The following is an 18698-nucleotide window of genomic DNA, read 5'->3' on the forward strand; positions in this document are numbered from 1 at the left end:
GAGGCTTTACCCATGATTATGGAACGCATTGATGCGCGGCCCACCCACACCCAGGCTGGATTTAAGATTCGTCGCGGTCGCCCCTTTCCCTATGGTGCAACCTTGGTTCCCAATGGCATCAATTTTTCAGTTTTTTCTAGTGGTGCGACTAGCTGTGTGCTCGTGTTATTTAAGCGACGGGAGAGTCAGCCCTTTGCAGAAATTCCGTTTCCCCAGGAGTTTCGCACGGGTAACGTTTTCGCGATGACCGTCTTCGGCCTCGATCACGAGAACATTGAATACGGTTATCGCATGGATGGGCCATACAATCCGGAGGCTGGAGACTGGTTCGATGCCAGTAAAGTACTGGCAGATCCCTATGCGAAGGTGCTCGGCGGGCGAGAAACTTGGGGCAAAACACCTGACTGGAGTGCGCCTCAGCAGTATCGATCCCAGGTTGTGCTGGACGATTTTGATTGGGAAGATGACCGGCCATTGGAGATTCCCCACGAGGACCTGGTAATTTATGAGATGCACGTACGCAGCTTTACCTGCCACTTCTCTTCTGGGATTAAAGAGAGTCATCGAGGCACCTTCGCCGGTATCCGCGATAAGGTCCCTTATTTGAAAGAGCTAGGTGTCAACGCGGTTGAACTGATGCCTGTGTTTGAATTTGATGAGTTTGAAAACTCTCGACCTAATCCAGACACTGGAGAAACCCTGTATAACTATTGGGGTTACAGTACCGTAGGCTTTTTTGCGCCCAAGGCTGGCTACGCTGCCACTGGTCGATTCGGTATGCAGGTGGATGAGTTCAAGGCCCTAGTCAAAGAACTCCATGCCAACGGTATTGAAGTGATTCTTGATGTGGTGTTTAACCACACCGCTGAAGGTAATGAGCGGGGGCCAACAATCTCTTTTCGTGGGTTAGATAACAAGACCTACTATATGCTGACGCCCGAGGGATATTACTACAACTTTAGTGGCTGCGGCAATACGCTCAATTGCAACAATCCCATTGTTCGCAACTTTGTGCTGGACTGTCTACGCTACTGGGCGGCAGAATATCACATCGATGGTTTCCGCTTTGATCTAGCGGCCATTTTAGGGCGCGATCCTTGGGGAGCCCCGCTTGCCAATCCCCCCTTACTAGAGACCCTGGCGTTTGACCCGATTTTGGCTAAGTGCAAGCTGATCGCTGAAGCTTGGGATGCAGGTGGTCTATATCAAGTGGGGTCTTTTCCTGCCTATGGCCGTTGGGCTGAATGGAATGGTAAGTTTCGCGACTGTGTGCGCCAATTTCTCAAAGGAGACGCCGACACTATTGGTGAAATGGCACAGCGTTTGCAGGGGTCTCCTGATCTTTATGCACCCGCAGGCCGGGTTCCGGCTACCTCAATTAACTTCATTACCGCCCACGATGGCTTCACCATTGCCGATCTGGTCTCGTTTAATCAGAAGCACAATGAAGCCAATGGGGAATGGAATAATGATGGCGACAACGACAACCATAGCTGGAACTGTGGGGCTGAGGGCTGGACTGAGGATGCTGGCATTAATGCGTTGCGATCGCGCCAAATGAAAAATGCGATCGCGCTGCTCATGGTGTCCCAAGGTGTTCCCATGCTGCTCATGGGGGACGAAATGGGTCGCAGTAAAAATGGTAACAACAATACCTATTGCCATGACAATGAACTCAACTGGCTTAATTGGGATTTACTCAACGCCAATCAAAGCCTGTTTCAGTTCGCCAAGCACTGTATCAACTTTCGCCTAGCCCACCCGGTTCTTCGTTCCGATCAGCACTTCCAAAATCGTGACTATATGGGCAGCGGCTACGCTGACATCACCTGGCATGGTACACAAGCCTGGAACGCCGATTGGAGTAACGGGAGTCATTGCCTTGCCTTTATGCTCTGTGGTAGCCACGCCAAAAGTGGTCGCGTTCAAGACGATTTCATTTACGTGGCTATGAATATGCACTGGCAAACCCAGTGGTTTGATGTGCCTGGGCTCCCTGAGGGTAAACAGTGGTATATTTCTGCAAATACAGGGGCTGATGAAACAGATCACTTTGGCCTAAATCACGAACCTTTGCTCGACGATCAAAAAGGACTGTTGCTCCGCGACAGATCGGTTGTAGTTCTTGTCGGTCGATAAACGGACCGATAAAAGACTCGTAGGTAAACAAAGTACCACCGATGTGCTTTTTCCCTTCCTTCCTTCCTTCCTTCCTTTCTAATCCAGGGATCTTATTTTTAGCCGATCTCTAAAGGTGCCCCTCTTTTCCATTTCCCTAACTTTCCCTAACTTTTACTAAGAGATAAACCCATGACATTTTCAGCAACCCTTGAAACCCGTAACAACGACGCTTTTATTATTCTCTCCGGCGATCTAGATGCCAGTACTGCCAACGAATTTAAAGCAAAGGTAGAGGAGGCCGCAGCCACCGAGCCTACGGCCCTCATTTTGGATATGACCTCACTTGACTATATGGCCAGTGCTGGTCTGCGTGTTCTCATTTTTGCCAATCAAAAAATGGGGAAAGACGTAGATATCTATTTGGTTTCACCTCAAGAACTCGTGCGCAGCACGATTGAAAAGACTGGCTTCCACCACAGCGTTCAGATTGTTGATAAATACGAAAAAGCTGTAACCGCTTAGCCGAAATATCCCTCTTTTAATCGATTTCTGCCCTGGAATTTATATGACCTAGGAATGCCGTACAGGCGTTCCATGGAACGCCTCTGCAGACACAATTTTTGGATTTTGTAAAATCCTTATCTCTTAGAGCCAGGGCAGAAAAATAGTTGCGATTGCTGATTCAGGGGCTGAACCGATCTAGCGCCATTCCTCTTTAACAGTGTCTCCTAACTCAAGTCATCCCGAGGATCAGCAATGCCAAACAGTTACATCTTCTCACTGCAATTTGCCCTATGGAACCAATGACTGTTCCCGGCACGCTCGACTCACTTAAGACCATTGCTAACTATGTAATGTCTGCAGCTGAGCAAGCAGGGCTGGAGAAAAAAGAAGCCTACAAACTCAGACTGGCTATTGATGAAATTGCCACTAATACTGTCCTGCACGGCTATGAAGAGGCTGGACTCACTGGCAACATTGATCTTACTACCAAAATCACCGATAAAACGATTACCATCACTCTGGAAGATTCAGCTATTCCCTACAATCCGCTTGAGCACAATTGTCCTGATGAGAGTGACTTACATCAATCTCTTGCGGAAAGAGACATCGGCGGGCTGGGCGTCTTTTTAGCGATAGATGGTGTGGATGACTTTACCTACGAATTCATTGACAACCGTAACCGTAACCACTTCACCCTTAACCGCTCCGTTACCAAGCTTACTCGCTAAATGATTATGCCAACCCTCTCTCCCCCTCCTTCTATCCCGTTAAAATTTACAGCCCCCGAGGCTCAAAAGCTTGCTGCCGATCTCACCGAAGTAATTTTACCTCTGGGCGTAGCATTATCTAAAGAGACCGATTGCGATCGCCTCTTAGAACTCGTGCTCAAAGCCGCCAGAAAACTTTGCTACGCCGACGCGGGCTGTTTTTACCTGCGCAGAGATAATACTTTAGAGTTAGTCGCCCTATACAACAACACGCTCAATATTGAAAAAAAAGGTAACTCTATAAAAAGAGACAGACCTACCGAGCCAGTGTCATTAGAAGATGCTGCTACACATGCCAGTAGCTTGGTCGTTCGTGCAGCCCAATCCGGTGAAACGTTACACATAGCCGATGCTAGGCAGCTACAGGATGCTGAAGTATCCGTTATTCGAGCATTTGATGCTAAGTATGACTATGAGACGATTTCTTGCTTAACCGTACCGCTAAACGACACTGATGGTAGTGCGATCGCCGTTCTTCAACTCTTTAACAGCAAAACTCCCAGCGGCGACATTATTCCCTTCAGCGATTACCAGCAGCACGTGATCCAGTGGCTAGCAGCCCAATCTACCGCCGCCCTTAATAACCAACAACTTCTCCAACAGCAGGTTAACTTTCTTAAGGGCGAACGCGACTTACAAATTGGCCGTCAAATTCAGCTCGACTTTCTACCCGAAACCCTCCCAAAAATTCCCGGCTGGGAAATCGCCGCCACCTTCCATCCTGCTCGTGACGTTGCTGGAGATTTTTACGACGCCTTCCCCATGCCCAACGGTCGAATTGGTCTGGTAATTGCCGATGTCTGTGACAAAGGTGTGGGTGCAGCCCTCTTTATGTCTCTTTTTCGTACACTGGTGCGGATACTAGCGCGTCAAAACTATTCTTTGAGCCTGATAGATCAGCTCACGGGCGAAACACCTCAGCGCCCAGCTAACGCTCGAAAAACCGGATCACGCATTCATCTACCACGCACCGGCACCCAGGGTTTACAAAATGCTATTACCCTAACAAATAACTATATTGCCGAAACCCACTTTCGCACCAGCATGTTTGCTACTATGTTCTTCGGCGTTTTAAATCCGGCCAATGGCCAAATGATCTACATTAATGCGGGGCATGAAGCTCCTCTGATTTGTGGTTCAGACGGCACGATTAAAGCGCATCTTGGCTCCACAGGCCCTGCGGTCGGCATGATGCCAAACATGGAGTTCAAGATAGAACAGGTCCAGCTCTGCCCAGGGGATAGTCTCTTTACCTATACTGACGGAGTACCTGAGGCCCATGCACCTTCCGGTGAAATGTTCTCCGACGAACGTATCCTTGAGCTGTTAGCTCATCCCACTGACTCCATTACAGACACCATAGACCGAATCGAAAAAGCTGTTCGACACCACATTTCAACCGCCCCCCAGTTTGACGACATCACTATGTTAGCCGTCCGTCGACTTTGAGATTCAGTTCCCGCTGCAACATCAGACAATACGATAAGATTTCTCACCATGACACAAATCATATCCATTCATTCATTCCGAGGTGGCACCGGTAAGTCGAACCTGACCGCTAATCTTTCCGTTGCTGTTGCTCAACAGGGTAAGCGCGTCGGCATTGTCGATACTGACATTCAATCGCCTGGCATCCATGTCATCTTTGGTTTAGATGAAGACAAGTTCACCTTCTCACTCAATGATTATCTCTGGGGTAAGTGTACTGTCGAAGAAACAGCTTATGAAGTCGGGGGCAATCTTGTAGATGGTGAAGGCAACCCCGCAAATATTGCTGGCAACATTTATTTAGTACCTTCCAGTATAAAAGCAGGTGAAATTGCTAGAATTCTCCGCCAGGGCTTTGATGTCGGTCTACTTAACGATGGCTTCCACGAACTGATCGATACCTTGGAGTTAGACTTTCTGTTTATTGATACCCACCCTGGGCTCAATGAAGAGACCTTACTCTCTATTGCCATTTCAGATGCGGCCCTGATCGTTTTGCGTCCCGATCGCCAAGACTTTATGGGTACAGCCGTCACTTTGGAAGTCGCTCGAAAACTCAACGTGCCCAATCTCATGCTACTACTCAACAAGGCCTCCCCATCTTTTGAGCGTAGATCGTTAGAACAACAGGTAACTGAACGCTATGGCGCTCCAATGGCTGGGCTTTTCTACGAAAATGATGAAATGCTTCAGTTAGCTAGCAGCGGTATTTTTGGCTTGCACTATCGCGATCATCCGTTTACTCAAGAAGTACAGCAGGTTGCACAACAATTACTTCAGATGCAATCATGACTCACAATGTGAAAAATCGTCGAACTATGATCGATGTGCTGTCACTTGCAGACGTAGAACGATCCGTAGTACACTATATTATGCGTCAGCGGCGTAGTACGCCAGCACAGCTTTCTCATCACTTCAAAAAAACTGTAGCGGATATACAGCCTATCTTAAATCAACTGGTTACCGACGGCTTTCTCTCAAAAGACCTTGAGAGTGATAGCTATCAGATCGCCATAAGCAGTCGTCCTCAAAGACCTTCTGCAGAAAAGCTTTGGGATATGATTGGTGATTGAATCGGGCATCAACTGAAGCCAAGAAATCCAGGCCAGGTTAGAGTTCGACCTTCGGCAAGGGACCGCACTCCGAATTCTGAATTTTGTGTTAGAGAAATCATATTCTGCATGGGGTGCTAGGAGCGTCTAGCTTATTCCCTATGTAGAATATTGGGCATTGGCATACATCTCAAAGAATACCCATCGGCACGCCTCTACAAAAATGAGCGACGCTTTACAAAAGCCTATTTCCTAAATAATTCCGATCTATCTCTCTCCATAATATCTTTACTATCCTGAACGCGATCAAACCCTAGATTTACTAGTCTTCTCTGTAGCTTTTATTCCATCATCTGTTCACTATAACAGTGAGCTTATCTTTGACGCTAATGCTTAATTGGTTATACTACCGAAGCCCTTAAAACGTGCCATGACAATATTAGATCAAGCTGAATCATATGACCCTATGCCGGATAGAGCATCACAGACTAAAAAGCCTTTAGACTTTCAGAAAACGTTAGGAATAAAGGCTTCCCTGGTAGGTGCTGTTTTGGTCACTGTCACCTTAACGGCGGCTATTGTATATATTCCCTGGGCGATCGCCTCCAGGCGCAATCTCAAGACCATGGTAGCGAAAAATAATGAAGAGATTGTATTAGGTGCTTCTCACGAAGTAAAACGCCTATTAGGCAGTGCTCGTGCTGCCAACAGCTTAATTCAAAAAAGCTTTTCACATGAACTCATAGATTTTGAAGATCCTCAAGCCAGTGAATCTTTCTTTTTAAATCTTTTAGAATCTAATCCCGATTTTACTTGGATACAGCTAGGGTTTGAAAAGGGTGACTTCTTAGGGGCACAGCGGCTATATGATGGTAATCTCAGAACTCATTTTAGAGATTGGGACGAAGAGACTCAAACCACTCAAAAAAATGTTAAAACATATGTGACCTCTGCTCCAGACTCTAAGATTTTCGAAACATCTCAGCCGATGGAGCCTGCATTCTATGCACCTGACCGCCCCTGGTATAAAGCTGCTGTAGAGAATCTGGGTGAGCAGGTTTGGAGCGTATATATCTATCGCTCTACATTGCGTCCTGGATTAGATGCCACCGTAAGTCTTTCTCGTAATAATGAGCTTTTTGGCGTTGTTGGCGTTGGTATTGGCCTGGAACAACTCTCACAGTTTTTGCGAAAAGAATTATCCATTCAGTCGGGTGGCGAAATTTTTATTATCAATTCAAATCGCGAAATTTTAGCATCCACCGATGTCACGGAAATACATCCAAAAAGCTTTGATGGCGACAATGTTGAGCTGAAATTATTGAGTGAGGCGGACAATCCATTGTTACGACAAGTGGATGATGCCCTGTCCCATCCTGAGAGCAATGAAATGTTGCTATCAGATAGTTTTCTCCATACAGACAATGAATCTAGACAAAGCTACTATATTTCTCTTTCTGATTTAGGCTATTTAGATTGGATGGTTGGTACTGTTGTGCCAACCGATGCATACTTAGGAAAAATCCAGAGAGGCCGCCAGATTTTGCTGATTGTGAATATCTTTTTTATTCTAGTGACGGCTGGACTGGCAGTTTTCTTATCCGATCGGCTGATTGCTAAGCCTATTTTAACCGTGGCTCAGGCAGCCTCTGATCTTGAGTCTGAGACTTTTGAAGTGCAGGGTCTGACCAAATTGTCCATTCGCAACGATGAGTTTGGTCAGCTCGCACGCGTATTTCAAAAGATGGCTCAGCAAGTAGCTGCGCGGCAGCAGCAGCTTAAAAGACAGGTAACGGCATTAAAAATTGAAATCGATGATGTTAAGCAGCAACAGCAGGTCAAAAAGATTGTAGAAACTGATTTCTTTCAAGACCTTACTGCTAAAGCAAAAACGCTACGACAGCGTAATACAGATCGTAAACCGTAGCATTCTTGTAGATTCAATCAGCTCCATACACATTTTGAGCATTAACTTAGGAATGAGGAGGTCCTATCTGTTGTCTGCAGAGGCGTTCCATAGAGCGCCTCTGCAGACAACATTTTTGGATCTTATAAAATCCTGATCCCTTAGGCTCGAAGATCTGGGTCAGGGAAGAAGTGGGAAGTTGGAACAACACTCAGTTCTGACCTCCCAATACCGACTTCTTTCCTGAAAAAATGTCCTTTAAGTGGATACTTGAGATTATGTTCAAAGACTCAGCAGAAACTCTCAATACCTCAATTTTCTCATCTGCCTAAATCCAGTTATGGACTGCATCTAACAAGTGCTAGATGACATCCAGGCTTTCTGCTTCCAGTTCTTGGGTAAACCATGCATGTAGCCCATAAATCATTTGGATTGAAATTGGGATGAGGAGTAGCCCTTCGAGGACGACAATGTTAAAGCCGTGGCTGATCATACCGATCAGGAATGCGATCGCACCCCCCACAAACTTCAAAGCAGGACTAATAACAGGATGTGTCGGCTCATCAGGCTCTCGACGCGATACTATTTCAAGCAGCCCTATGGTAATTAAAACGCTACCAATAGCTCCTGCAATCAAGAGACCAACACCATAGTCTAGTCCATTTTCATCAGCGGCAATTACATTGAGAACACCAGCACCCGCAGCCGTCATTGCGATCGCTAAAGGTAAATGCAGATAGTTCCAAGCAAAGGTAAACCCAATGCCCGGCTTGAAGAGTCTACGACCGACAAAATCAAAATAAATCCACCAGAGACCAAAGGCCATCGCTATGCCTAGAATTGCTGCGATCGCCACAAAAAGAGACAATTCCTCCTGCTCAGCCAAACCAGCAACCACACCCATCACAGATTCACCCAAAACAATAATCATAAACAAACCATAGCGCTCAGGTAGCTTAGACGTGCTCAGCTTGGGCAAACGCACCTGTTGCTTGAGTGTAAATAATGGAGTAATCATATCAATTAGCAGTGCTGCACTCCATAGCCAAAAACGTGCAGACAGTGGCATCAAGACTGATAAATAAAAGATCCCTACACTGACTGAGAAGCCCAGAACAAAGCGCTTAGATATTGGCCTAAACCCTCGGTCATGTCGTCCCGCACGCCACCATAAAAAGATATGAAATGTGCGACACACTGCATAGCTCAAGGCAAATCCTGCCGACGTTTCGCCGAGTGCATCATGAGCAAATACGGCCAGCCCAGCAATGGGAATCATTTGAGCAAATACGATTAGCCGTTGCTCAATTCCTTCCGTTTCAAATCGCTCTGTATAGTAGGTAGCCCCAATCCAAATCCACCAGATAGGGAGAAAGAGAAAAATAAATTCACCGATTCCTGACCAAGATACATGGTTTTTCAAGTGATGGGCTAGCTCTGCGATCACCACCACAAAATAAAGATCAAAAAACAGCTCTAGCCAACCCACTGAGCGCTCTCGGCCTTCTTCTTCATCTGTGCGCAGCGAAGGCCGTTGCCACCATATTCGTTTTGCCATAGCTATTTCTAAATTGGTTAGGATTAACTACTAATGGGCATCAATCAACTTAAGTTAGAAAATCGTAGCAGGGAAGAAAGCGGCAAATGGAAAGTGGAAAAGCTTGGATGCTGATCTCTAGATACTAATTCCTATCCTAAAGAAAATGTTTCGCGTTAAGTTGATACCCCTAATAATTATTTTTCCCTGCGTGAGACTGTATCCATCTCAATAACATGGTCAAGTAAATGAGGACATGTCAGTAGACTATGAAGTGCATCATTCGACCACTCACATTAGAAGATGAGCCGTTTCTCTGGGAAATGTTATATCAGGCTCTTTACGTACCTGCAGGACATCCTGCCTGGCCACGGGAAATCGTTCAAATTCCAGAGATTGCTCACTACGTTAACGGTTGGGGCGATCAGGGAGATTGTGGGTTTCTCGCCAGCAACCCGGTAACGGGGGAGTCTATCGGTGCAGTATGGTTACGCTTACTCATCAGTAATAACAAAGGCTATGGCCATATAGATGACAACACACCGGAACTGAGTATTGCGGTTCTTCCTGAGTATCGTGGTCAGGGTATCGGCACCCAATTGCTCACGCATCTGTTTGCTGCATCTGAACAATCATCGATTTCATTAAGCGTCTCAGCCAATAATCCAGCCGTGAGGCTCTACCGGCGTTTTGGGTTTGAAGTGGTTAAAAGTAATCAGGAATCCCTTACCATGAGGCGATGCTAGCCTGCATTCAGTAACCGGCTAATAATGCCAAGATAACGGACTACAATAGCATTTGGTCTACATTCGCTGTTAGCACTAGTATTGCTAAGCAAATCTTTAAAGGAGTGAGTATGGATACAACATTTTGGCTGCAGAGGTGGGAAACCAACAATATTGCTTTTCACAAAAGTGAAGCCAACCCCCTACTGGTGCAACACTTTAAAGAGCTTTCCTTAGATCAGGGCAATCGCGTATTTGTGCCGTTATGTGGAAAGACCCTCGATATTACCTGGCTACTTACCAATGGCTATCGTGTGGTCGGAGCTGAGCTGATCGAAATAGCTATTGAGCAATTATTTATGGAGCTTGGAGTGGAGCCAACAATATCGGAAACTGGTGATACAAAACACTACAGTGCAACCAATATCGACATTTCTGTAGGTGATATTTTTGGTTTGTCTAACCAAATGCTTGGCCCAGTCGATGCTATTTATGACCGAGCCGCTTTGGTAGCCTTGCCCACAGACATGCGCAAGCGATATACTGCACATCTGATGGCAATCACAGATAACGTGCCGCAGCTGCTGGTCACCTATGACTATGATCAAACTTTGATAGCAGGCCCTCCTTTTTCCATTAGTAACGAGGAGGTCAATCAGCACTATGGAAAGAATTATGATTTAACTCTCCTGCAAAGCACAGACGTACCAGGTGGGTTAAAAGGAAAATGTGCAGCGATAGAAAATGTTTGGTTACTAACAAGTGGCTAATCCTCTCCAAAAAGCAGGAGGATACCGCCCTCCACAAGAAGGACAGAATCAATGACAGACGTCGGCTCTTCTGTCCTTTGGCTCAATAGCTGTTTTAGGGAGGTTGCTAAATTCAAGTTGAGCAGAGTAGTGTCAGGGAATAAAGCCCCCTATCAGCCCCCCTCTGATAACGCTTTCTACGTTAATCGATGAGGACAAATGCTACGAGATTGTTCGCACAATGCGTTGGCCTGAGAGCGTTCTCTGCATTGAGTGTGGAGCGAAAGCCATTTTCAGGGAGGGAAGCATACGACCTATTCGGCTCGACAACGCTATGTCTGTGACGAGTAATGATCGGGAATCCTTTGTAAGGTTTCTATCAGGGGCATCAGAAAGAACAGTCATACATATTCTCTATTCTACTTTTTATCCTATCACAATGAACCAACCCTGATTGCAGGGTAACTTACCTTGTTTTCATCCCTTAATGATGTAATGCTGGATTTGCTATTTGCTCTTATAAGCTCGTTAGAGCTGTTTTGAAATTAGAAAATGCTAAATTTAAATCATCAGTAAGACATGGATCTATAGCTTCTTTTTGTCTACCTGATTTTTCTAAAGCTTGACACATGTTCTGAAGCACTACACCTCCCAACGCCCCACTGCTCGATTTTAATGCATGGGCATTTATCTCTATTTGTTCATGATCACTGATTTGAATAGCTTTAACAATTTTATCCACTAATGTCGAAGCTTCAGTGATAAAAAGTTCACGAACACTGGAAAAAGCTTCTGATTCTAACCCACCCAATGCTACTAACGTTGATTCAAGCACCGATCTATCTAAAGCTGGAGGTTGGGAAGAGGTAATCAATGGCTGTACCTGTCTTAAGGCAGCAACTAAATCAGGTACATGAATTGGTTTGCTAATGTAGTTATTCATTCCAGCAGCCAGGCACCGATCACGGTCACCCTTCATGGCATTGGCTGTTAAGGCAATAATATGAGGTCGTTCAGTTTCAGACCAGCTCTTACAGATCTCAGCTGTAGCAGTCAGTCCATCCATTTCTGGCATATGGACATCCATCAGAATTACATCATAGGTTTGTCGCTTTAGGGCATCAATGGCTTCATAGCCATTTCCTACTAAATCAGGGCGATAACCCATTTTCCCAAGCCATTGCTGGATCAGTTGTTGATTTACTAGATTGTCTTCTGCGACCAAAATCCGAAGAGGATGTTGTTGGGCTAGAGTATTATCTAAATCAGATTTATTTGTTAATTCAGGTGTTTGAATCTTAACAGGCTGATCAACAAATACCTGATTAAGAGCATCATACAAATGGGATTGTTTAACTGGTTTATTAAGAAATGCCTGAAAATTAGCCTGCTTCAGGGCGTCTGTATTGAGTTCTGGTTTTCCTACAGACGTTAACATCACTAAAGGGAGAGTTTTGCCATAAGACTTAGTGCGAATTTCATTAGCCAGTGTTAGCCCATCCATTTCTGGCATTTGCATATCAAGAATGGCTACGTCAAAGGAATCCTGATGGCAACTTAGCATACCTAGCGCTTCATAAGCGGACTGGACTACTGTTGACTGCATCTCCCAGGATTGAGTTTGAAGGGTTAAAATTTTACGATTAGTGGCATTATCATCTACGATAAGTACTCGTTTTCCTTTAAGTTGATGCGGAACGGAAGCTATTTCAGGTTCTGATGGTGGGAGAACTTCAGCAACAATCGAAAAAGAAAAACAAGAGCCTTCTCCCACAACACTAGTTACGCTCATGGTACCTCCCATAAGTTCACAGAGTTGCTTACTAATCGCCAAGCCAAGCCCTGTGCCACCGTATTTTCGAGCAGTAGAAGAGTCTACCTGACTGAAGGATTTGAAAAGACGATCCATTTTATTGGCGGGGATACCAATACCTGTATCTTGTACATCAAAATGGACAGTAATGTAATCCTTCTCGATATTTTGTTCTATTGTTAATGGAGGCTTTGGTGTAAAAGGTGATGTGTGTACTTTAATGAGTACTTCTCCCTCGTGGGTAAACTTGATTGCGTTACCAACCAAGTTTACTAATATTTGACGTAGGCGCGTGACATCGCCTACCAATCGGTTAGGTGTACCTGATTCAGCTAGATAAGCTAGTTCTAGGTTTTTTTCAGCGGCTTTAGTAGCCAGTAAATCTAGAGCTTCCTCAATACAAGTTCGAAGCTCAAAAGGACATTCTTCCATATCGAGCTTACCTGACTCAATTTTTGAAAAATCAAGAATGTCGTTAATGATAGTGATTAAGGAATTACAACAATTTCGAATTGTTTCTGAGAAATTCTGCTGCTCTTGGGTGAGATTAGTATCGAGTAATAAGCCAGACATACCCAAAATCCCATTCATAGGGGTGCGGATTTCATGACTCATATTAGCAAGGAAGTCATTTTTGGATTGAGCAGCAGCAAGTGCTTCATCTCTTGCGACCTCAAGCCCAACTAAGTTTTCCTGTAGTTGATCAGCCATTCGATTGAGAGCCTGGCTAACTTGCCCAATTTCATCTGGATACTTAATTTGGATTCGTTGTTCTAAATTTCCTTCTTCAAATGATTGGGCAAATTTGCTTAAAGCTCTTAGGGGAGTATATACTTGCCGGTTAAAGAGTATGATTGTAAGTAGGCCTAATAACAAACTTATAAATACTGCTATTTTGATATTAAATAAGATTGCTAGGGTACTTTCTCGACGTAATCTTTGATGTGAGTAACCTAACTGAATTTCCCCTAAAGGCTGCCCACTTGATTCAATGGGGGCTCTTATGTGGTGTACTTGAGGTAGAGAATTGAGAGATTCAGTAATACCTAATATGTCTTCAGATGATGCCCTAGTTTTCTCTAATGTAGATACAATTAGGGATCTCTCACGGTCAAGATATTGTGTGATTGCCTTTCCCTCATTGTCTACAATCACGCTGTAAACGATATCGACTTCTTCTGTAGTCTTTTGCATTAGCGTTTCTAAGTACAGAAGATCGAGGTTCAGTATTGCTTCTGGAACAACATTACTAAGAAAATCAGCTTTGTTTTGTACTTGATGACGTAAACTTTTTATTTGGCGTGATTGGGTTCGCTGAATCTGAACTAGACCGAAACCCAATTGTATGATTAGCACAAAAGAGCTTGCAATAGTTAAGTAGCGTAGTGCCAGACTTTGTTGAAACCGTCGCAAAATCTGCTTTTGCAAACTGTTCATAACAGATAAGTCCTTTTAATAAACAAATAGAGATCGCTCACTTTAAAGATACGTTCTATTTCAGATAGAGGCAGAAAATTTCTTCTGGCAAAGTCTTCATATTAAATTGAAGGGAGATTCGTGAGCAGGCATTACAAGCCATATCTAGTATAGATGCCTGCAAGATTAGCATTATCGAGCATTGTTACCAGCGTCCCAACTCTTTAGCTTTAAAGTTTCAATCAGGTCATGTAGTTGGTTATAGTCTACTGCTGGGACAAAGCCATCTGCTTTTAGCTTTGCTAAAGCAGGATGATCGGGTGCAAGTTTGCTCAAAGCTGCTTGAACTTGATGGACTAAATCGGGCTCAGTATCTGGTAAAGCGGCAATTGGCCATTCAGGATAAAGTTCTGTCGTGTGAGAATAGAAGAAGTTATCTTCTGCAACATCTATAATGCGTACCTCGTCTAGACTGGTAAGCAAACCTTTGTTAACCATCTTTTCAAGTTGGCCAGTGCGGATAAACCCAGCGTCAATTTTGCCATTGAGTACGGCTAAGACTATGTTGTCTTGAGATTTGTTTTCAATAAAGCTGCTGAAATCTTTGTAAGGGTCAAAACCATTTTGGAGCAGATGGTAAATTTGAAATGTACATCCTGCTGCTGCCGTCTGGAAATTAACGCAAGCGGCACGCTTACCTCTTAAATCTTCGATCTTAGTAATTTTACTATCATTGTCTACTATAATCAGGCCACTGAATTTCGTGCCGGTTTTAGGGCGGGTGTGAGTCAATAAGAAATTTGTTTCGTAAAGCCTCTGGACTTGGACAGCCGCCAATGGATTATTGGTTATAAAATCTAATGTGTCTTCTTCTACTTTTGTAAATTGATTGTCTTGTGAAAGAATCACTAATTCTACTGGACGTTGAATTTCAGATGATAGATAATCAATAAGAGGACCATATCGTTCATTGACTGATACAGCACTATCAATCGCTAAAACTCCAAAATAAACAGGCTCCTCGTTTACAAAGGTATTCTCTTGTACCGTACTTAGTTCATTAATGTCTGTGTCTTTCAAAACCGAACTATTTAAGCTACATGCTGCACAGAGTAGCGTTAATAATAGAGGAATTACTTTAAGGTTGACAGACTTAGACGAGAGAAAATACATAATACCTAGAGTTATAGTATATAAAGTTGTAGCGGACAAGGCTATTCAACAATATTGCCGCATAGTTCTATAAATAAAATATTCCTTCATTATTTTGAAAACTAACAGAAATTGTATTAGAGATAGTAAGTGCATTAGGAAGATAAGCCACTAAAGGCCTGCTAAAGCTTCTTTGAATGTTGTGAATGTTGACGTTATCTCATCAATATAATGAGCTTCCATAGTTTTTTTATGTCGACCTGTTTGTTCTAGAGTTTGACATAAAGTTTGAAGATTTATTCCACCTAGTGCAGCACTACTAGATTTTAATGCATGAGCATTGTGTTCTAGCTGTTCATGGTTATTTGTTTCGATGGCCTCTACAATTTTTGAGACTAAGTCTGATGCTTCAGTTATAAAGAGCTGTTTAAAGTTTGAGAAGGTGTCAGACTCTAGGCCACCTAAAGCTATTAATGTTGGTTCAAGTAGACTCCTATCTAAAGAAGGACTATGGTGAGATGGCTCTAAAGGTTGCACTTGTTTTAGAGCAGCAACTAAGTCTGGTACGTGAATAGGTTTACTAATGTAATTGTTCATTCCAGTGGCTATACATAGATCACGATCACCTTTCATTGCACTGGCAGTTAAGGCAATAATATAAGGCCGTTCTGTAACAGACCACTCCTCGCAGATTTTCGTTGTGGCAGTCAGACCATCCATTTCAGGCATATGGACATCCATCAAAACCACATCATAAGTTTGTCGTTTCAGCGCATCAATGACCTCGTAACCATTCCCGACAATATCTGGGCGATAGCCCAGCTTATCTAGCCATTGACGGATAAGTTGTTGATTTACCAGATTATCTTCTGCGACCAATATCCTGAGAGGATAAGTTTGAGCCAGAGTGCTATCTAGTCCAGATTTTTGCTCGGATGTGGACTTTTGTATTTTGATAGGTTGGTCAACAAATACTTGAGTGAGAACATTGTAGAGATGTGACTGTTTAATAGGTTTGTTTAGAAATGCACTGAAGTTGGCCTCATTAAGTGGCTCAGAACCAACCTCAGGCCTTCCTAAGGAGGTTAACATTACAGAGGTAATTTTTTCCCATAGGGCTGAGAACGAATTTTGTGGGCTAAGGTGAGACCATCAACCTCTGGCATTTGCATGTCTAGAATAGCCACATCAAAAGAAGACTGACAACTTAAGATGCCTAAGGCTTCATAGGCTGATTGGGCCACTATGGGTTGCATTTTCCAGGATTGGGTTTGGAGGGTCAAAATCTCACGGTTAGTTGCATTATCATCAACAATTAATACCCGTTTATCTTGAAGTTGATGTACTAGGTTTGATACCTGTTCACTAGCTAATGTAGGTAAAACTTCTGCCACGATTGAAAAGGAAAAACAAGAGCCTTCTCCTATAGTACTTTTTACAGTCATAGTCCCCCCCATCAGCTCACAGAGCTGTTTACTAATGGTTAGCCCCAATCCTGTACCACCATATTGACGAGCCGTGGATGAGTCTACTTGGCTAAATGATTTAAATAAACGATCCATTTTGTCGGCAGGAATACCAATTCCTGTATCTTGCACATCAAAATGAACAGTGACATATTTTTTTTCGATATCATCATCTGTATTTGACTGAACCGAGGTCTCTAAAGGAGTTGTGTTAACTTTGACTAATACTTCTCCTTCATGGGTGAACTTGACAGCGTTGCCAATCAAATTAACTAAAATTTGTCTTAACCGAGTAACATCACCTACTAATCGATTGGGTATAGCTGGATGTGTAATATAGGCGAGCTCTAGTTTTTTTTTAGATGCTTTTGGGGCTAGCAGATCTAGCGCTTCTTCAACACAAGTACGTAGTTCAAAGGGGTATTCTTCCAGATCAAGTTTGCCAGATTCGATTTTGGAAAAGTCGAGAATATCATTAATAATGGTTATTAATGAGTTACAACAGTTCCAAATTGTTTCTGAAAAATTACGCTGTTGCTGGGTAAGTTCGGTATCGAGTAAGAGGCCAGACATTCCAAGGATTCCATTCATTGGAGTGCGAATCTCATGGCTCATGTTAGCAAGAAAATTGCTTTTTGATTGTACCGCGGCAAGGGCTTCATCTCGTGCGATCGCAATTTCTTGCTCTCGCCTCTCTAACATTTTGATTTCCAGATCTTTCAGCTGAGTCACATGTTCTGAAGTCCGCCTCAACATGGTATTAAAAGCGGCCATCACCTCTCCCAATTCATCTTGACGCTTTACGGATAAGGAATAAAAGTTAGCGGTTTGTTGTTGCTGTATATCTATTCCTTGTTCAGCTGCCAGCAGTAGATCATCCCGAAGACGCAAAATTGGTTGAATCACTGCCGGTCCTAGGGCCAACATCGTCGCTGTTGTTACAAACAAACAAATTACCAGAACAAAAAAAACCATGCGCCAAAAGTAATCTATGACTTCAGGCTGGATATTAGATGCATCGAGTCTGGCGATGACAATATACTCACCTCCTAGACTATTGGCAGGCCATGCTACATCATATCTTTGACGATCAGTACTGCGTCGCTGTCGAGGACGATCTGGTTTTACTTGATCAAAGGTTAGAGTAGGGGACTCTCCTAGCTGACTGAGGATTTGACCATCAAGATCATAAAGAGTGGCCCCTTTGACTAAAGGGGCCAGAGTAAGATCCTCTTGAAATTCTGCTAATGTTTGTCTCTCAATATCAACACTGTTGATGCTTGCCCAAGGATAGATAGAAACAAGTCCTGTATTTTCAAGCTGTTGCAGTAGATCTTTTTCTTTTTTTGCCCAAGAGGGAATAACAATCAAAGCTTCTATCAAGACAATACTACTAAAAACCCACAGAGCAATATGCCTGGAAAGACGTGCTTTGAAAGGACCGAGTAGTTTTTTAAGCAGAGATAGCATAGCTAAACGAACAGCTAGAAGTAATTCTCCGAGATCATTTCAAGTAGTATTATACGGCTGAAATTGCCATCTAAAATGGCTTATTCTATCGTCTATTCCTTGTAAAAGTACAAATTAGGCTTCAATTTCCTTTAAGCTACCAAAACCTTGGTCTCAAAATCCTGTTGATCAGCAAAAATCTTAAATACCCGATCCATTTTTGTGAGTTCAAAGATGATTTGAACTTGCTCAGTCAGACCGCAAAGATAAATCCGTTTTCCTTTGGCACGAACAATTTTTAGCATAGCAACCATGGCACCAATACCAGTACTGTTCATAAAGGTGACCTGTCTCATATCTAACAAAACAATATCAATGTCCTGATGCAGCAAGTCGCTTACTTGAAGCTTAAGTTCGTTGGTTGTCGCACCATCTAAGATGCCTGTTGGTTCAAGTTTTTTAAGGTTGATTGCCATAAGAAAATCTCCTAAGTTGCTACAGTGATGTGTTCGAAATTTATAGGATTGAGAATTTGATGCCTACCGTTGATCAC

The 18698-nt window shown here is 43.5% G+C and carries 15 protein-coding genes; 9 read left to right on the top strand and 6 right to left on the bottom strand.

The window, feature by feature from the left end; translation table 11 throughout:
- Nucleotides 1-12 precede the first annotated feature (12 nt).
- The 7 genes from glgX (at nucleotide 13) to N836_RS72690 (ending at nucleotide 7859) form a co-directional block, all read left to right on the top strand.
- On the top strand, nucleotides 13-2139 hold the full coding sequence (glgX, locus tag N836_RS40935; RefSeq protein ID WP_023070293.1) for a glycogen debranching protein GlgX: 2127 nt from the start codon (nucleotides 13-15) through the stop codon (nucleotides 2137-2139).
- Between the two features lie 171 nt (nucleotides 2140-2310).
- Complete coding sequence (locus N836_RS40940) at nucleotides 2311-2643, top strand: anti-sigma factor antagonist (RefSeq protein ID WP_023070294.1); 333 nt, start codon at nucleotides 2311-2313, stop codon at nucleotides 2641-2643.
- A gap of 272 nt (nucleotides 2644-2915) precedes the next feature.
- Entirely contained in the window at nucleotides 2916-3353 is a 438-nt protein-coding gene (locus N836_RS40945; RefSeq protein WP_023070295.1) for an ATP-binding protein, read from the top strand.
- Nucleotides 3354-3359: 6 nt separating this feature from the next.
- Nucleotides 3360-4841, top strand: coding sequence for a GAF domain-containing SpoIIE family protein phosphatase (locus N836_RS72685; protein WP_161634916.1), 1482 nt, complete (start codon nucleotides 3360-3362; stop codon nucleotides 4839-4841).
- 48 nt (nucleotides 4842-4889) lie between these two features.
- Entirely contained in the window at nucleotides 4890-5672 is a 783-nt protein-coding gene (locus N836_RS40950) for a MinD/ParA family ATP-binding protein (protein WP_023070297.1), read from the top strand.
- The gene (locus N836_RS40955; protein ID WP_023070298.1) at nucleotides 5669-5953 is read left to right on the top strand and encodes a FeoC-like transcriptional regulator; all 285 of its coding nucleotides are present in this window, start codon (nucleotides 5669-5671) and stop codon (nucleotides 5951-5953) included. The genes N836_RS40950 and N836_RS40955 overlap by 4 nt, the downstream gene beginning before the upstream one ends.
- 409 nt (nucleotides 5954-6362) lie before the next feature.
- On the top strand, nucleotides 6363-7859 hold the full coding sequence (locus N836_RS72690; RefSeq protein ID WP_031291250.1) for a cache domain-containing protein: 1497 nt from the start codon (nucleotides 6363-6365) through the stop codon (nucleotides 7857-7859).
- A 340-nt stretch (nucleotides 7860-8199) separates the two neighbouring features.
- Here the strand turns inward: N836_RS72690 and N836_RS40965 are convergent, their stop codons facing one another.
- On the bottom strand, nucleotides 8200-9396 hold the full coding sequence (locus N836_RS40965; protein WP_023070300.1) for a low temperature requirement protein A: 1197 nt from the start codon (nucleotides 9394-9396) through the stop codon (nucleotides 8200-8202).
- Nucleotides 9397-9644: 248 nt separating this feature from the next.
- Between N836_RS40965 and N836_RS40970 the strand changes: the two genes are divergently transcribed.
- Both N836_RS40970 and tmpT read left to right on the top strand, forming a co-directional pair.
- Nucleotides 9645-10121 carry a GNAT family N-acetyltransferase gene (locus N836_RS40970; RefSeq protein ID WP_023070301.1) on the top strand — a complete coding sequence of 159 codons (477 nt, stop codon included), beginning with the start codon at nucleotides 9645-9647 and terminating at the stop codon, nucleotides 10119-10121.
- Between the two features lie 110 nt (nucleotides 10122-10231).
- Nucleotides 10232-10870 carry a thiopurine S-methyltransferase gene (tmpT, locus tag N836_RS40975; RefSeq protein WP_023070302.1) on the top strand — a complete coding sequence of 213 codons (639 nt, stop codon included), beginning with the start codon at nucleotides 10232-10234 and terminating at the stop codon, nucleotides 10868-10870.
- A gap of 496 nt (nucleotides 10871-11366) precedes the next feature.
- On the opposite strand, the gene N836_RS40980 is transcribed toward tmpT, so the two are convergent.
- The 5 genes from N836_RS40980 to N836_RS40995 all read right to left on the bottom strand — a co-directional run bounded on the left by N836_RS40980 (nucleotide 11367) and on the right by N836_RS40995 (nucleotide 18621).
- A complete protein-coding gene (locus N836_RS40980) occupies nucleotides 11367-14099 on the bottom strand; it encodes a response regulator (protein ID WP_023070303.1) in 2733 nt (910 codons plus the stop codon).
- A gap of 171 nt (nucleotides 14100-14270) precedes the next feature.
- The gene (locus tag N836_RS40985) at nucleotides 14271-15290 is read right to left on the bottom strand and encodes a phosphate/phosphite/phosphonate ABC transporter substrate-binding protein (protein WP_235071001.1); all 1020 of its coding nucleotides are present in this window, start codon (nucleotides 15288-15290) and stop codon (nucleotides 14271-14273) included.
- 111 nt (nucleotides 15291-15401) lie between these two features.
- Nucleotides 15402-16322, bottom strand: a complete 921-nt coding sequence (locus N836_RS77320; protein ID WP_023070305.1) for a response regulator — start codon at nucleotides 16320-16322, stop codon at nucleotides 15402-15404.
- A complete protein-coding gene (locus N836_RS40990) occupies nucleotides 16322-18166 on the bottom strand; it encodes an ATP-binding protein (protein WP_023070306.1) in 1845 nt (614 codons plus the stop codon). Before N836_RS40990 ends, N836_RS77320 begins: the two co-directional genes overlap by 1 nt.
- A gap of 131 nt (nucleotides 18167-18297) precedes the next feature.
- A complete protein-coding gene (locus N836_RS40995) occupies nucleotides 18298-18621 on the bottom strand; it encodes an STAS domain-containing protein (protein WP_023070307.1) in 324 nt (107 codons plus the stop codon).
- Between the last annotated feature and the right edge of the window lie 77 nt (nucleotides 18622-18698).

The organism is Leptolyngbya sp. Heron Island J (genome assembly GCF_000482245.1).
Taxonomy (GTDB): domain Bacteria; phylum Cyanobacteriota; class Cyanobacteriia; order Phormidesmidales; family Phormidesmidaceae; genus Leptothoe.

Excerpts from the sequence above, each read along its gene's own strand:
- N836_RS40955 (WP_023070298.1), top strand. The coding sequence starts at position 5,669 with ATGACTCACAATGTGAAAAATCGTCGAACTATGATCGATGTGCTGTCA.
- glgX (WP_023070293.1), top strand. The coding sequence starts at position 13 with ATGATTATGGAACGCATTGATGCGCGGCCCACCCACACCCAGGCTGGA.
- N836_RS40940 (WP_023070294.1), top strand. The coding sequence starts at position 2,311 with ATGACATTTTCAGCAACCCTTGAAACCCGTAACAACGACGCTTTTATT.
- N836_RS72690 (WP_031291250.1), top strand. The coding sequence starts at position 6,363 with ATGACAATATTAGATCAAGCTGAATCATATGACCCTATGCCGGATAGA.
- N836_RS40970 (WP_023070301.1), top strand. The coding sequence starts at position 9,645 with ATGAAGTGCATCATTCGACCACTCACATTAGAAGATGAGCCGTTTCTC.
- N836_RS40945 (WP_023070295.1), top strand. The coding sequence starts at position 2,916 with ATGGAACCAATGACTGTTCCCGGCACGCTCGACTCACTTAAGACCATT.
- N836_RS40950 (WP_023070297.1), top strand. The coding sequence starts at position 4,890 with ATGACACAAATCATATCCATTCATTCATTCCGAGGTGGCACCGGTAAG.
- tmpT (WP_023070302.1), top strand. The coding sequence starts at position 10,232 with ATGGATACAACATTTTGGCTGCAGAGGTGGGAAACCAACAATATTGCT.
- N836_RS77320 (WP_023070305.1), bottom strand. The coding sequence starts at position 16,322 with ATGTTAACCTCCTTAGGAAGGCCTGAGGTTGGTTCTGAGCCACTTAAT.
- N836_RS40980 (WP_023070303.1), bottom strand. The coding sequence starts at position 14,099 with ATGAACAGTTTGCAAAAGCAGATTTTGCGACGGTTTCAACAAAGTCTG.
- N836_RS40965 (WP_023070300.1), bottom strand. The coding sequence starts at position 9,396 with ATGGCAAAACGAATATGGTGGCAACGGCCTTCGCTGCGCACAGATGAA.
- N836_RS40995 (WP_023070307.1), bottom strand. The coding sequence starts at position 18,621 with ATGGCAATCAACCTTAAAAAACTTGAACCAACAGGCATCTTAGATGGT.
- N836_RS72685 (WP_161634916.1), top strand. The coding sequence starts at position 3,360 with ATGCCAACCCTCTCTCCCCCTCCTTCTATCCCGTTAAAATTTACAGCC.
- N836_RS40990 (WP_023070306.1), bottom strand. The coding sequence starts at position 18,166 with ATGCTATCTCTGCTTAAAAAACTACTCGGTCCTTTCAAAGCACGTCTT.